This is a genomic window from Psychrobacillus sp. Z3-81, from assembly GCF_056620325.1.
This window is the reverse complement of record NZ_JBWQPU010000002.1, coordinates 191,213-204,643: the sequence shown is the minus strand read 5'-3', so window position 1 is coordinate 204,643 and position 13,431 is coordinate 191,213. Positions and strand designations below refer to the sequence as shown.

Here is a 13,431-nt window from a genome sequence, read left to right as displayed (position 1 = left end):
TATGGTATAAATAATAGGGTAATTAGAATATCTTGGAGGTTTCGTAGTGAAAAAAATTAGTTATAGTATGATTCTGTTCTTCTTCATGTTTTTTCTACTCACAGTTCCTGCTAATGCTCACACTGGATTAGAAAGCTCTGTTCCAGCTGAGGGAGAAGTCATACAAGAGGCTTTGCAAGAAATCGTTTTAACATTTGAGGGAAAGATTGAAAAGACAAGCTCTTTTTCTTTAATAAATGAAGAGGGAGACGAGATGCCAATTGAAAATATCACTGTTACCGATCGTCAAATGACTGGAACAGTAGAAGGCATTCCAAATGGTGCTTATATAATTGAATGGAGCATTATAGGGGCGGACGGTCATCCTATTCAAGGGGTCATTCCATTTAGCCAAGACGCCGAGAATTTACCAGAAATTATAGAGGACACTGTCATAGAGGATGAACAAGCCTCTACAGACATTTCTGAAGAAGAGAGTTCGAACGCTTGGATATATTATGTCCTATTTGCCGTGACGATTGTAGTACTAGCATTCTTTTTGGGAAGATGGAAGAGATGATCCTGTTAGTCAGTATAATCGCAGAAGCATTTGTATATGTATGTTTAGCAATCCTAATGGGCAGCTTTATCCTTCAAGCGCTACCGGGCGATTTAAAGCCGACTATTAGAGTGCCTTTCTGGGCAAAGCTTTCAGGGATAATTGGGATAATGGTATTTTCTTTTATCCCACTCTTATCCATTCTTTTTTTCTTGCTAGGAGACTACTCTTTTAGCTATGTCCTGACAACCATATTATTTACCTTTGAGGTGGGGAAAGCCTGGCTAGTTACATTTTGCTTATCTGTTATTATTGCAATCTATCTTCTTATTGGTAGAAAGCAAGATTCTTTGGTATATCACTTGTTAGGAGTAGGCTTGGTGTTTCTTTTGATTGCCGTACTCAGCTGGACCAGTCATGCAAACGCTGTCTATGGGATTCCAGGTTATCTAACCCATCTTTCTCATTATTTGACGGTAGTAGTCTGGGTAGGGATTGTTTTCATCGTTGGTTGGTTCAGTAAAGATACCCGTAACTGGCTTTCGTTTTTAGATTGGTTCCATATTACCGCTATTTTTTGCCTAGCAATCATCGCTATTACAGGTCTATCCTTAATGGGCTATTCGATGGAATACAGTGATTATCCTGCTTCTTGGTTAGTGCCTTATGGTCATAGTCTGCTAATCAAGCATGTGCTCATGATTCCACTAGTTTTATATGCAGTGGTAAACGGGGTGCTAATGAAAAGAAGAATCAGAAGAAACGAGCAGGCGGATCCGAGACCTTGGACGAAGCTTGAATCGATCATCATCCTGCTTATTTTTTCAGCGACCGGAGCACTTAGCCAGCAGCAGCCACTGCACAATCTGACGGAGCTACCTATCATGGAGAATGTCCTACAGTTCTATCATTTGGATTTATCCTTTGTGAGCTTTGAGCAAATCGGCTTTCAGCTAGGTTTTCCTGGTCTTGCGATGTTTGCTTTTGCAATCTTGCTGATGGCAATCAATGTTTTAAGCTTTCGAATAAAGGCTTCTCCAGTTGTTTCGTTCCTAGTAAGCATCGCTGTCATAGGAGCAGTATATCTTGGTCTTATGTTTAGCTTGCAAACCTATTGAAAGCACTTCTTTTCTCTAATCGGAGAAAGGAAATGCTTTTTTTCTGTTTAGGACAGACGTATAATTATTCTATTATTATACATATTTCAGATAATAGAGAGGAATACTACCGATGAACGATTCAGTTGTGATAGGGGAAATGAAGGATACTGATTGGGAATATGTGAAAGCAATCTTCCAGGAGGGGATTGATACTGGGAATGCTACTTTTCAGACAGAGGTACCAACCTGGGAGGAATGGGATCAGGGGCATACGAAGGCATGCCGATTTGTAGCGAGGATAGAAGATGAGATGATCGGCTGGGTGGCATTAAGTCCAATTTCCAGCAGAGAAGCCTTCAGAGGCGTGGCAGAGGTTAGTATCTATCTATCGAAGAATGCGGCCGGTAAAGGAATCGGAAGCAAGCTTTTGAACCATCTCATACAAGAAAGCGAAAAGAATGGGTTTTGGACGATCCAATCGATGATATTTCCTGAAAATATCGGTAGCATCAAGCTTCATCAGAAGCATGGCTTTCAAGTGATCGGCACCCATCAAAGAATGGGCAAACTAAACGGCGTCTGGAGAGATGTAGTACGTCTAGAATATAGAAGCGAAGCTGTAGGCATAGATTAAAGGGGATTCGGATATGCACATAGACAGAATTAGAGATGAGCATAGAGAAGATGTACGTAAGTTTTTCATAGAGCATTGGGGGAGCAGCGAGATGGTCGTCTCGACAGGTGTTTATGACTGTGCAGCACTTGATGGGTTTATTGTAAAAGAGGAGCAGCAAATCGTTGGCCTTGTAACCTTTGAAATTCGACACCAATCATGCGAAATCATTTCTTTGGATAGTTTAATAGAGTCGAAAGGATTCGGCTCCCGTCTGATCGAGGAGGTTGAACAGCTGGCAATGCAAGCAGGTTGTACCGAAGTGAAGTTAATTACGACGAATGACAACCTACACGCTCTCCGCTTCTATCAAAAGCGTGGCTATAAACTTAGCAAGCTCTATCCAAATGCAGTCGAGAAAGCGAGAATTCGAAAGCCCTCCATTCCTCACCTAGGAAATGACGGAATCCCGATTAGAGATGAATTAGAGTTAGTGAAAAGCTTGTAACTCATTTGTAACTGCTTTCTAGTAAAATGTCTCGCAATACTGGAAAGGAGTGAGTTTTTTGGGAAAGAGGACATGTAAGTGGTTACTCGCAAGCTGTTTTTTGTTTATCAGTACCATGCTCTATCATCCTACAGTAACCAATGCCAATGGAAGCTTTGTTTCAGGTACTTACGAAGGAAAGGACTATAAGGTATATGTGCCAAGTAGTTATGACGGGGCGAAGAGCTACCCACTATATGTGATGCTGCATGGATGTGGTCAGGATGCAGAGGATTTTTCTATCGGAACAAAAATGAATGCTCTTGCAGAGGCAAAGGGCTTTCTCGTGTTGTATCCTGAGCAAAGCACTGATGCGAATGCGAATAGGTGCTGGAACTGGTTCGATACAGCCCACCAATCAAGAGGTAGCGGGGAGCCAAAGGTTATAGCAGGTATGGTTAATCAAGTGAGACAGTCGTATTCCATTAAGAATGATCAAATCTACGTGTCTGGACTTTCAGCCGGTGGTGCGATGAGTGTCATTATGGAAGCCACCTACCCGGATATATTCTCAGGAGTTGGGGTTGTGGCAGGACTAGAATATAAGGCAGCTACTAGTGCCCTTACTTCTTTACATGTCATGGTGTATGGTGGTCCAAATCAGATACAGCAAGGAACACTTGCCTATCATTCGATGGGGTCCCGCGCAAAGCATATGCCGGTGATTGTGTTCCAAGGTGCCTTAGACAATGTGGTGTATCCGATTAATGCGAGACAAGTGATTTCCCAATGGGCAGCAACGAATGACTTAGTTGTAGATGGGACGTTTAGAGGATGGATTGACAATCAGCCGGATCAGGTAGAAAATGTTGTCCCAGTTGGAAAGCCGTATACGATTAATAGCTATAAGGCTAACGATAATAAGGTCTGGATGAAGAGCATCTTAGTGCAGAATATGTGGCATGCATGGCCGGGTGGAAGCTCAGTCGGCTCTTATACAGATCCACTAGGTCCAGATGCAAGTACGATGATGGTGGAATTCTTTCAAACCTTTATACCGAATTGACATGAAAACCTGCTTATGCAGGTTTTTTTACTATTTACTAGAATAGTTAAGTAGAGATACTACTTTAAAAAGAAGAAAAAGAGAAAGAAAAGAAAAAAATATGGGGTGGAGCAGGTGCTCTTATTCTCATTCTAGTATTTGGCTATCTGCTAATCGGTATAAATCAATAGGAGGAGACAGATGCGCCTAAATAAAAAGTTATTGTAGAATAAAATAGTAGGCCTAATATTACAAAATATAGAATTGAATCAGACTATAATATCAAACTCTTCCTTCAAAATGACGAAATTCTCGAGGTGAGAACAAATGTTCTGTTCGTGGATAATTCACATAATCTAGGAAAGAAGCCTGAATAATTTATAGAAGACGCTGCAGAAGTCACCATACAATCAATTTTAAAAAACAGAGAAAAGCTAAATTATTCCCTAGAAGGTAATCGAAAGAATATGCTGTCTACATTAAGAGATAGTAAACGATATTTATATGTGCACTCTTTATAAAGATCTACACATTCTCATAAGAAAGGGAGAGGGAGCAGGATGATTAAGGGGTTAAATCATTTATTATTTTCTGTTTCAAATTTAGAGAGGTCAATCGCCTTTTATCAAGATGTTTTGGAGGCGAAGCTATTAGTAAAAGGGAGAACTACTGCTTATTTTGATCTAAATGGCATGTGGCTTGCGTTGAATGAAGAAAAGGACATACCTAGAAATGAGATAAAGGATTCTTATACTCATATTGCTTTCACGGTATTGGAGCAGGATTTCGAAGAGGCAGTTCATAAGCTTAGAAAGTTACAAGTACATATATTACCTGGGCGGACGAGAGATGAGAAAGATAAGCAATCTATCTACTTTACCGATCCAGATGGTCATAAATTCGAATTCCATACAGGCACCTTGCAGGATAGGTTAGATTATTATAAGATGGATAAAAAACATATGGAATTTTATGGTTAACGGACTGCGGAACACATGAAAATGAAAAATAGAGGTGAATGAATGCATCTATTAACATGTATAAAAAAGATTTCCAGAACAAAGACAGGGATACTATTATTGATCTTGATTTCTAGTTGTTTATTAGTCGCTTGTAACTCGGATACTTCTAATGTGGAAGCGACATTTACTGGAACAGTTGAAACAGTTTATGAATCCGGGAGTTTGATGGTGCATATCGAGGAATCAACTGGTACAAAGTTATCGGGTTCTGTGAGCGTAGGTATACCGGATGATATAACAGAAAAATTTAATGCTGGAGATAAAGTGAAAATAGGCTTTGACGGAACGACTTTCGAAAGCGCCCCAGTCATGGTACAAGCTATAACATTAGAAAAGATAGATTAAATGATATTAGCTCCTGTCGAATAGAGAGGTGGATGCTAGAAGTATCACTATATTCTGTTTTACCTGCAGAACAAGGTGGAATGAGTTTTGGGATGGAATTAAAGAATACCTGGCATCATTCCATAAGTTTCTATGCCATGCTTTTGATTACATGTATATTGTTTTATTTTAGTTTGCTAGGATTAAGAGGAAGAGACACTATCAGTAAAAAAAGAGGAGCCTATGTTTTATGATAACGGGTTCGGTTGATGGTGAGAAAATAATAAAAAACACACCTTTTGGGGATACAATTCGCATATGAATTAGTGTCCCTGTTTTGTTGTTATATCAAAAAATAGATGCTTTATACAGAAGCACGGGGACCTCAATTAGCGCAGACATTAACAAAGACAAATAAATTTATGTGCCTTTGTTAATTCACTTGTTAAAACACTTGCTAATTGGATATTGGAATGAAAAATTTAGAAGGAATACAAGGAATCTTTCAACATTAGGAAATATATGTTAAGTTAAGTTTTATAAAATTAAAACAAAATAGACTTGCGAGGGGATATTTGTGGAGAATGAAAATAGGAGAACTATGGAAAAAGTATTAAGAAAATCAGGTCTGTATGGGTTAGTGTTCGGACTGGCTGTTTCCATTTTATTTGTTAATTACAAAGAAGTTCAACAGGTAGGTGACGGTGGTCAGATAATTACGTATAAATCGTTTCTTGATTATTTTATAACGATTTTACGTTATGGAATTATAGGAATGTTTTTAGGCTTGTTTATTGGTTGGTGGGATTATAAAAAGAAACATAAGGCATAGCAACAGGGAAAAACATATTACATTCTTGTCTTTTTTGTTGATATTGAAATGATGAAATAGTATTCCATAATTGTTGAATAAGCTTCACCTTTTTTCTCCAAACGGGCGCGGCAGTTAAATAAGGATATTAGAATATTTCGTTAAAAAGCGCTCAGTAATTTAAGTGCTTTTACTTGTTTCTCCCCATCAACCGAACTCGTTAGTTTTATGAAGGTTCCTCTTTTTGCAAACCAGATATAAACGGTAATTTTTTTAGGGTTTTAAGTACTTGATTAGGATAAAGTCCATCAGAAAAGCCAAACCAATCCCCATTGTATATCTCCATAGATCCACCAGCAAAAATCCTCTTCCTAGAATTAAAGCTCCAATAGTTGTCTCACGAATGCTATTAATCCATTCAGCTTGATATAGTTGGCTGAATTCAATAATAAAACAAAAGGATAAGCTTAAAAATACTGCCAGTAGAGGAGGTTTACTAGCAAATAGAAAGCGCATGCCGCAATAGATCATCATTGCCCATAGCATGTCACCGATATGTATGGCGATAATATTAGGTAGAAGATGATCATATGACCTGGAAGCTAATCCCAGAAAAACAAGTAGGGAAGTTAGAGCTAAATAAGCTAATCGTTTATGTATGCTTGTAGTCAAGGTAAGTCACTGCCTTTAGCTGCAAAATTGTTCTTTTAACTTATAATATTACAATAAAACGCATTAAGCTATGCTGTAAGCTGTTTTAAGAGTATAGAAAGGTATTAAGAGCCCAAACATATTAAAGCTGCTAGAAAGAGCATTTTTGGCAGTATTTTTATAACGATATTATAGATATGATATGTAACTGAATGAGCGAAACATAAATCTGATAGTGAACAGAAAAATCATGATCTAACTAAGCATAGCATGGATAGATAAAATAATAAGCAAATACAAGGTATAAATTGATGAACAGCAAGTAATAAAAATAAATAATGTAAGTAATAAAACGATGTTATAAAACCTTTGAATAACGATAAAAATAAAAAACTATAAAATACAGCATTTCAAACTATTTTTTCTCAAATATCTCAATATTAAAAGTATACTTTTTCAATGAAACGCAACTTAGTATAATTTATATTATGTAAACTAAAATATTTTTAAAGAGTAAAAAATCCTTTCCCTTACCTTCTGATAATTATTCATATCATTAATTCGTCTGAGATGACTATAAGCCATACTGCCAACCATTAGCTAGGATTAGTTGATAGAGCTTTTATGAGAAAAATGCCCAAGAAAAAAATTCTAACTTTAGTTTGAAAAGCTATTTAGAGCACTACCTTTTTTCAAAAATGCAAACAAAGCTATTTAGAGATTCTCTTTCTTGAATGCGATTCATTACCTCGTAGTAAGTTTGAACAAGTATATGAATGCTTTCTGGCGTGTTTTTAAATGATGATGCAATACTGTTAGCATAATCTACTTCCCATGCGCCATCTTGTAAAAAGGAAGCATCTACGACATCTTGCTTGATTAGATGGTAGTTTGCCCGCTTAGCAATCTTGATGATTTGATCTTTACTAAAGACATTTTGAATATTCCCGTCATTTTCAGTAAAGGTGGAATATAACGCTAAAATGGACACAGCACAAAAATGACTACGTTGCGCAATGTTTGTAAACGTTAAATCCCATTCTGCTACGCAAACTCTCGGAGAAATCGCATGCATTTTCTTGAAATACTGTGCTAATTGAACTTTCGATTTAAAATACCATAAACAGTGAGATAAAACGATAACATCAACGGGCTTTTGAATCTCATAATCTAGAAAATCCGTTTCTAAGCGAAATGTTATACTCTTTCCAAGTACAGAATCCTTGATGTTGTCATGTGCTCTAGCTAATGTCATAGGAGCACCATAATCACCAGATGCAATATCAATTGCTGTTACATGACCCTGTTCCCCAACTGCATCGGCTAAAATCATCGTTGTATCCCCTTGTCCACAACCGATCTCTAAGACGTGCATTCCTTTTTTAATCTCAAAAGAGTCAACTAAAGTCATACGATGCTGTAATTGTGTTTGTTGAATTACATCTTTTTCAAATAATTGATAAGTGTCCGTAAATTGTTTCACTCTGTTATTTAACATATGTAAGTTGCTCCGTTCTAGGCAAAATTGAAGGGTAATCGATTTGTTTATTAATAGTTATATAGTTAATTAGGTAGAATAAATATAGGAAATATATTATATTTCTTACATATTATAATTACAATAATATGTAAGAAAAACCAACAGATTATGGAGGTGTCAAAAATGCCATATAAACCGACACTCCAAAAGATGGATGCAGATTTAATGATATTTGAGCATAAATTCACACAGAAGGAATTGAAAATACAAAATAAAAAGACAAAAAGCAATGAGTGAAATTCGAAGCCTTTTGTCGATTTCCGAGGGCAACTCCCTTTTTAAGCACTGAGTTTTTCACTCTTTTTTGTTATCCAATCCCCGACGCAATTTTAGAGCGTAGATAGTGAGCACCACGAAAACTACTGTAGAGGTGGCAGCGACCATCTTCGTCTCTTCTCCAATTGGAGATTCGAACAGCTCCGGGACCGTACTAATTATAGCTGCTCCAGCAAAACCCATTCCCAAGATTACTAACGCCAAAACCTTGCTCATAACATCACCTGCTTTCTTTTTGGAAATTTTCCATATCTCCCAAATTCTGATTCCAATTTAAATAATCCTTCTTTTTTCAGGATTTTTAAAATATTTAACAATACTTTTTAACATTTAACCTTCGTAAGATAACTATTACTAAATGTTATTCAAACTATAATTATCTTAACCACTCATGCAATATTCTGCCACGTTCATCATAATCTGGGTAAATTACACGGAACGTTGGAATTGCAAATTCACTATCCTTGTTATTCTTGTTTCCTTCCCAAAAGATGCCCAACCATTCTTCAAAATTCCGAACAACTTTTACGATAGATTTACTGTCTTGACCTATATAACCTATCCTATATTCGTTATTAGGGAGACCCTCTTCACAAATGAGTGCCCAATGATCATTTGAACTCTCTCCCCCATCGAACATCGTTAATGAGATAAGCCGGTCGGAATCTACGAGTTCATTCGTCTCTTCAATTAAAACTCTTGATGGAAGGTCATACATTATTCGCTCAGAGTGACGTAAATATGAACAAGGGGAATCTTCACTGACGCCCCCTATAGGTTCCCACCCTAATAGCAAAATTCCGTTAGAAAAAGTCATGAGAAACTCTTTAAACGATGAAGGAAGTGGAATTCCGAGTGAGTCCTCAAATGAAGCAATTTCTGTTGCTGTTGCGACTCTGTAAAGCTCCTGTTCAGGATATGTTTGGTTAAATTCAAGTATGAAATCATGGATTTTCATATAATGACTCCTCTTATGTTAAATAAAACGACCATTTATCATCTTTATTTTCGTTTCACATTTCCTTATAAACAAAATATTTCATATCATAGATATTCGGGAAATTGGTTACTTATCACTTATAGGTACTAAAATCTGTTTAGAATGGTTAACAAAGACAAGTGTTGATAATTCTTCAGAAACATCTTTATCAATGCTAACTACAAAATTCCTTGGACTACTGTCTGCCGTACAATTTCTATCTATCGGAGCAAAGTAAACTTTTAGTTCATGCTTTTCTGTATTGGTTAATAGATCACTAATGTCATAAGGGCAGCTACTTGATTCGAAGAGTCCTAAAAACAAAACATCCTTGTCCTCCATGTTCACGGCTACGATCTCTTCCTTTATCTGAAACTGTCTCCACATTTCTTGGTAGTCCTCTGTGTTATTGACTCTTACGACGACAAACTTCTGATTATCGTACTCTGTAGCAATTTGTTCAAAGGTATCCGGCAAACTTTTTTCAGTTATAACAAGACTCTGCTCTAAACTTCCTCTCTCTAGTTCTACTTTTTCATTACATCCAAACACCAATGAGATAGAAAGAATAAGTACAAATAATCCTGCTCTTTTCATGATCTCCCTCCTTCTATTAGAACAACATGGTTACCAGCCCGTTTCAACCCAATGAATTTCGCCTGTAAATGCATCAACATACTGAATATGTCCTTTTGTTGGAGAGGTCGGATAGTCCATTAAATAAACGAAGGATAACTTCTTTCGGTCCTTTATATCGCTTTCTAACGTTAGTTCTACGTCCACAAACTGTTGTGCGATTGCATTTGCCTCCTCTTCTGTAATGGTCGGCAATGGTAAGGTAGAAAACCTCTCTAATGGAATAATGGGATAGGTAATAGAATTGATTTGATTCGTTTTCGTATTAACTGAAATGGAAATTGCCTGAAAATCAAAGGTTATCTCGTCCAAAACATATACAAAGCGATACGTATCCGTTGAACCTCCCTTTACTTGTAACAATTGCTTTAAATAGGGATAGCGTTCAACATAATAGTGTTTATAATGCTCTCCTACTAAGTTTTTTACTATTTTGCATGCTCGTATAAAGCTATCTTCCTGTAAAGGCAAGTCTTCATCGCTTGATATATTCCATTGTTTTTCATTTTCCGTGTGCTCTGTTACTACTGGCTCCAATCTTCCGCCTTGTATGAAAGTCTCCAGCTGGTCAATATCCTCCACATCAGGTAAAGATTCAAAACCAGCATCTTTCAATGTTTCATCTTGACTCCATAAACGGACTTTTCCATCTGGATCGACCCCATAAATATCATAATTTTGCCTATATACGTATTGCCAATCCAGCTCAGGTGCAATTCCAAGCTTTAAAAGAGGCTGTTGCTTTAATATGGAGCTCGCTTCCTCTTTTGTGATAAGTTTTTCAGGATAATGAATGATAAAATCCTTCTCTGGAAGCGTAATACTTTCCACAAAGCCTGAATTGCTAATGGTAATATCCATACTGCTATTGTGAATCGGTACCTGATAAACCGGCTCCAACATTTTTAAGCTCACAATAAATTCATAGTCAGACTGTTTAATTGATTCTATGGTAAGATCCCCTTGCTGAAAAATCGTCTGTACTTTTTTCGTGATGTTTTCTGCTTCTAATTTTGTAATCTGTGCTTGTGTTTGTTCAGTGTCTGTATTAAAAAACACTGCAGAATAAAAATGTCCATGTTGGAAATACGCTTCGGCCAATAGATTTCCATCTACATCAAAATAAGATAGGACCCCATCCTCTTCTTGAAATGTTTCTACCGTGCTTGATACAAATGGTTCGATATACTGTAACATGGCTCTCCCCTTCACTGCTTTGGCATTGATTATTTAAACTTTAACACTCATTTATGGATAAAAAAAGGTTCGAAACCACAATTTAGGGACTGAATGGTAAATCCGATTTTTATGACAAATTTATAACTTTCCTCTAAGTGCTATTGACCTCAGACCATTTCAGTACTGTAATTTATGTATAAAACGCAAATTGTAATGAAGCAAAGGTGAATCACAAATGTACCCGGTATTCTAAGTTCCAGAGTGACTATTCATCTGTGCAATCTACGCTTTAAAGGTGGAATTGTTATGAACCGTTTATATAAGAAAAATGAGTTAATGTTTACGTTAGTGTGGATTGCTGTATATGTTATTTTATTCAGCCTTTCGGATAACCTATCTATCCTTTTAGGAATCGAGAAAATTGTTACTGCTCCTGTGAGCATCCTCTTTGTTATCTTTCTTTGGTATTGGATTAAGAAACAGAATTTACTTGAGAAGTATGGTTTGTGTAGTTTCAAAGGGGATGTGAAAAAATACTTATACTTTATTCCACTTTTCTTGATTCTAACCTGTAATCTGTGGAATGGCGTCACGTTTAATCTATCTCCGGTTGAAACGACGCTATATATCTTAAGTATGTTTGGCGTGGGATTTATTGAGGAAGTGATATTTCGCGGTTTCCTATTTAAAGCTTTGGTCAAAGAAAATCTTAACCGAGCAATAATGATTTCAAGTATCACGTTTGGTATAGGTCATATTATCAACTTATTGAATGGTGCAGAGGTATTTTTAACTATATTACAAATCTGCTACGCAACTGCTATAGGATTTCTTTTTACGATTATTTTTTATAAGGGAAAAAGCCTGTTTCCTTGTATCCTTGTACATAGCTTATTTAATTCGTTAAGTGTCTTTTCCGTGGAAGGTTCATTGGTATTCAATACTGTCACAGCGATTGTATTGTCCGCTATTTCCATTGGATATGCATGGTACATAATAAAAAACGTAAAACCTGTTTATGAAGCGTAGAGATAAAGAAAAGGGATTACAGTATCAATAAGATTTTGTAATCCCTTTTCCTTCTTCAATAAAAACCAAGTGCGAATATAATCTACACTTGGTTTTCTATTATATTTTAGTTCGTAAAGTCAATAACCATACGGCCAGTGATTGTACCTTGTTCCATTTCTTCAAAGATTTCGTTGATCTCTTCTAGTTTGCGTAATGCTACTTTCGGAACTACTTTTCCTTCAGCTGCAAATTGGAAGGCTTCAGCCAAGTCTTGACGTGTTCCTACGAGAGAACCGATTACTTGAATACCATCTAATACTAAACGTGGGATATCTAAATCCATTTTTTCGACAGGTAAACCAACAGCTACTACTCGAGCACCGGCTTTTACAACATCGATTGCTTGGTTGAAAGGAATTTTGACAACAGATGTAACGACAGTAGCATCTAGACCTTTACCGTTTGTAACTTCTTTCACCTTTGCAATTGGATCTTCATTCAGTGAGTTAATTACCACATCTGCGCCAACCTCTTTCGCAAATGCTAATTTTTCATCATTAATATCGAATGCAACAACCTTTGCTCCAAATACGTTTTTCGCGTATTGAACGGCTAAGTTTCCTAAACCGCCAACGCCAAAAATACCAATCCATTGGCCTGGACGAATATGTGATTCTTTTACAGCTTTATATGTAGTAACACCGGCACAAGTTACAGAAGAAGCTGCTGCTGGGCATAAACCATCTGGTACTTTCACAGCATAGTCTGCAGTAACGATAACTTGCTCAGCCATCGCTCCGTCAACTGAGTAACCTGCATTTTTTACATCACGGCACAATGTTTCGCGACCTGACGTACAATATTCACAGTGACCACAGCTCTCGAACATCCAAGCGATCGAAACGCGGTCCCCTACTTTTAATGAAGTAACACCTTCTGCTACTTCGATAACCTTCCCAATACCTTCATGTCCTAAAACAACACCGGTTACATCACCGAAGTCTGCATTTTTTACATGTAGGTCCGTATGACAAACACCACAGTACTCTGTTTGCACTAGTGCCTCGCCATGTTTCAGTGGTCGAAGCTGTTTCTCCTCCACACTTACTTTTCTGTCTTTTGTTACTACTGCTGCTTTAATCATTAACATACCTCCAGATACAAGAAATTCATTAATATACAAGCATAGATTCACAATAATATGAATCTAATTCCATTT

General features: G+C 37.0%; 16 protein-coding genes. 9 read left to right on the top strand and 7 right to left on the bottom strand.

Annotated elements, in window-relative coordinates; translation table 11 throughout:
* Positions 1-46: 46 nt before the first annotated feature.
* From AC1ECF_RS03210 to AC1ECF_RS03175, 8 genes are all read left to right on the top strand, one after another.
* The gene (locus AC1ECF_RS03210) at positions 47-559 is read left to right on the top strand and encodes a copper resistance CopC family protein (protein WP_480387949.1); all 513 of its coding nucleotides are present in this window, start codon (positions 47-49) and stop codon (positions 557-559) included.
* Positions 556-1,656, top strand: a complete 1,101-nt coding sequence (locus tag AC1ECF_RS03205) for a copper resistance D family protein (RefSeq protein ID WP_480387948.1) — start codon at positions 556-558, stop codon at positions 1,654-1,656. Before AC1ECF_RS03210 ends, AC1ECF_RS03205 begins: the two co-directional genes overlap by 4 nt.
* A 112-nt stretch (positions 1,657-1,768) precedes the next feature.
* Positions 1,769-2,272, top strand: coding sequence for an N-acetyltransferase family protein (locus AC1ECF_RS03200; protein ID WP_480387947.1), 504 nt, complete (start codon positions 1,769-1,771; stop codon positions 2,270-2,272).
* A 13-nt stretch (positions 2,273-2,285) separates the two neighbouring features.
* Complete coding sequence (locus tag AC1ECF_RS03195) at positions 2,286-2,759, top strand: GNAT family N-acetyltransferase (protein WP_480387946.1); 474 nt, start codon at positions 2,286-2,288, stop codon at positions 2,757-2,759.
* Between the two features lie 58 nt (positions 2,760-2,817).
* Positions 2,818-3,804: an extracellular catalytic domain type 1 short-chain-length polyhydroxyalkanoate depolymerase gene (locus tag AC1ECF_RS03190; protein WP_480387945.1), complete on the top strand. Its 987-nt coding sequence runs from the start codon at positions 2,818-2,820 to the stop codon at positions 3,802-3,804.
* Positions 3,805-4,343: 539 nt separating this feature from the next.
* Positions 4,344-4,763, top strand: a complete 420-nt coding sequence (gene fosM, locus AC1ECF_RS03185; protein WP_480387944.1) for a FosM family fosfomycin resistance protein — start codon at positions 4,344-4,346, stop codon at positions 4,761-4,763.
* 42 nt (positions 4,764-4,805) lie between these two features.
* Entirely contained in the window at positions 4,806-5,150 is a 345-nt protein-coding gene (locus AC1ECF_RS03180) for a hypothetical protein (protein ID WP_480387943.1), read from the top strand.
* A 580-nt stretch (positions 5,151-5,730) separates the two neighbouring features.
* Complete coding sequence (locus AC1ECF_RS03175) at positions 5,731-5,961, top strand: hypothetical protein (protein ID WP_480387942.1); 231 nt, start codon at positions 5,731-5,733, stop codon at positions 5,959-5,961.
* 252 nt (positions 5,962-6,213) lie between these two features.
* On the opposite strand, the gene AC1ECF_RS03170 is transcribed toward AC1ECF_RS03175, so the two are convergent.
* The 6 genes from AC1ECF_RS03170 to AC1ECF_RS03145 all read right to left on the bottom strand — a co-directional run bounded on the left by AC1ECF_RS03170 (position 6,214) and on the right by AC1ECF_RS03145 (position 11,219).
* A complete protein-coding gene (locus tag AC1ECF_RS03170; RefSeq protein ID WP_480387941.1) occupies positions 6,214-6,612 on the bottom strand; it encodes a ribosomal maturation YjgA family protein in 399 nt (132 codons plus the stop codon).
* Between the two features lie 661 nt (positions 6,613-7,273).
* Positions 7,274-8,089 carry an SAM-dependent methyltransferase gene (locus AC1ECF_RS03165; protein ID WP_480387940.1) on the bottom strand — a complete coding sequence of 272 codons (816 nt, stop codon included), beginning with the start codon at positions 8,087-8,089 and terminating at the stop codon, positions 7,274-7,276.
* 336 nt (positions 8,090-8,425) lie between these two features.
* On the bottom strand, positions 8,426-8,623 hold the full coding sequence (locus AC1ECF_RS03160) for a hypothetical protein (protein ID WP_480387939.1): 198 nt from the start codon (positions 8,621-8,623) through the stop codon (positions 8,426-8,428).
* A gap of 160 nt (positions 8,624-8,783) precedes the next feature.
* On the bottom strand, positions 8,784-9,365 hold the full coding sequence (locus AC1ECF_RS03155; RefSeq protein WP_480387938.1) for an SMI1/KNR4 family protein: 582 nt from the start codon (positions 9,363-9,365) through the stop codon (positions 8,784-8,786).
* Positions 9,366-9,473: 108 nt separating this feature from the next.
* Positions 9,474-9,983: a hypothetical protein gene (locus AC1ECF_RS03150; protein ID WP_480387937.1), complete on the bottom strand. Its 510-nt coding sequence runs from the start codon at positions 9,981-9,983 to the stop codon at positions 9,474-9,476.
* Between the two features lie 30 nt (positions 9,984-10,013).
* Positions 10,014-11,219 carry a hypothetical protein gene (locus AC1ECF_RS03145; RefSeq protein ID WP_480387936.1) on the bottom strand — a complete coding sequence of 402 codons (1,206 nt, stop codon included), beginning with the start codon at positions 11,217-11,219 and terminating at the stop codon, positions 10,014-10,016.
* A gap of 288 nt (positions 11,220-11,507) precedes the next feature.
* Between AC1ECF_RS03145 and AC1ECF_RS03140 the strand changes: the two genes are divergently transcribed.
* On the top strand, positions 11,508-12,230 hold the full coding sequence (locus AC1ECF_RS03140; RefSeq protein ID WP_480387935.1) for a CPBP family intramembrane glutamic endopeptidase: 723 nt from the start codon (positions 11,508-11,510) through the stop codon (positions 12,228-12,230).
* Between the two features lie 106 nt (positions 12,231-12,336).
* Here AC1ECF_RS03140 and adhP read toward each other — a convergent pair whose 3' ends face one another.
* On the bottom strand, positions 12,337-13,353 hold the full coding sequence (gene adhP / locus AC1ECF_RS03135) for an alcohol dehydrogenase AdhP (RefSeq protein WP_480388110.1): 1,017 nt from the start codon (positions 13,351-13,353) through the stop codon (positions 12,337-12,339).
* Positions 13,354-13,431 lie beyond the last annotated feature (78 nt).

Bases quoted from the DNA above. Each gene is read 5' to 3' on its own strand.
- AC1ECF_RS03205 (WP_480387948.1), top strand. From the start codon at position 556: ATGATCCTGTTAGTCAGTATAATCGCAGAAGCATTTGTATATGTATGT.
- AC1ECF_RS03200 (WP_480387947.1), top strand. From the start codon at position 1,769: ATGAACGATTCAGTTGTGATAGGGGAAATGAAGGATACTGATTGGGAA.
- AC1ECF_RS03195 (WP_480387946.1), top strand. From the start codon at position 2,286: ATGCACATAGACAGAATTAGAGATGAGCATAGAGAAGATGTACGTAAG.
- fosM (WP_480387944.1), top strand. From the start codon at position 4,344: ATGATTAAGGGGTTAAATCATTTATTATTTTCTGTTTCAAATTTAGAG.
- AC1ECF_RS03180 (WP_480387943.1), top strand. From the start codon at position 4,806: ATGCATCTATTAACATGTATAAAAAAGATTTCCAGAACAAAGACAGGG.
- AC1ECF_RS03175 (WP_480387942.1), top strand. From the start codon at position 5,731: ATGGAAAAAGTATTAAGAAAATCAGGTCTGTATGGGTTAGTGTTCGGA.
- AC1ECF_RS03165 (WP_480387940.1), bottom strand. From the start codon at position 8,089: ATGTTAAATAACAGAGTGAAACAATTTACGGACACTTATCAATTATTT.
- AC1ECF_RS03160 (WP_480387939.1), bottom strand. From the start codon at position 8,623: ATGAGCAAGGTTTTGGCGTTAGTAATCTTGGGAATGGGTTTTGCTGGA.
- AC1ECF_RS03155 (WP_480387938.1), bottom strand. From the start codon at position 9,365: ATGAAAATCCATGATTTCATACTTGAATTTAACCAAACATATCCTGAA.
- AC1ECF_RS03150 (WP_480387937.1), bottom strand. From the start codon at position 9,983: ATGAAAAGAGCAGGATTATTTGTACTTATTCTTTCTATCTCATTGGTG.
- AC1ECF_RS03145 (WP_480387936.1), bottom strand. From the start codon at position 11,219: ATGTTACAGTATATCGAACCATTTGTATCAAGCACGGTAGAAACATTT.
- AC1ECF_RS03140 (WP_480387935.1), top strand. From the start codon at position 11,508: ATGAACCGTTTATATAAGAAAAATGAGTTAATGTTTACGTTAGTGTGG.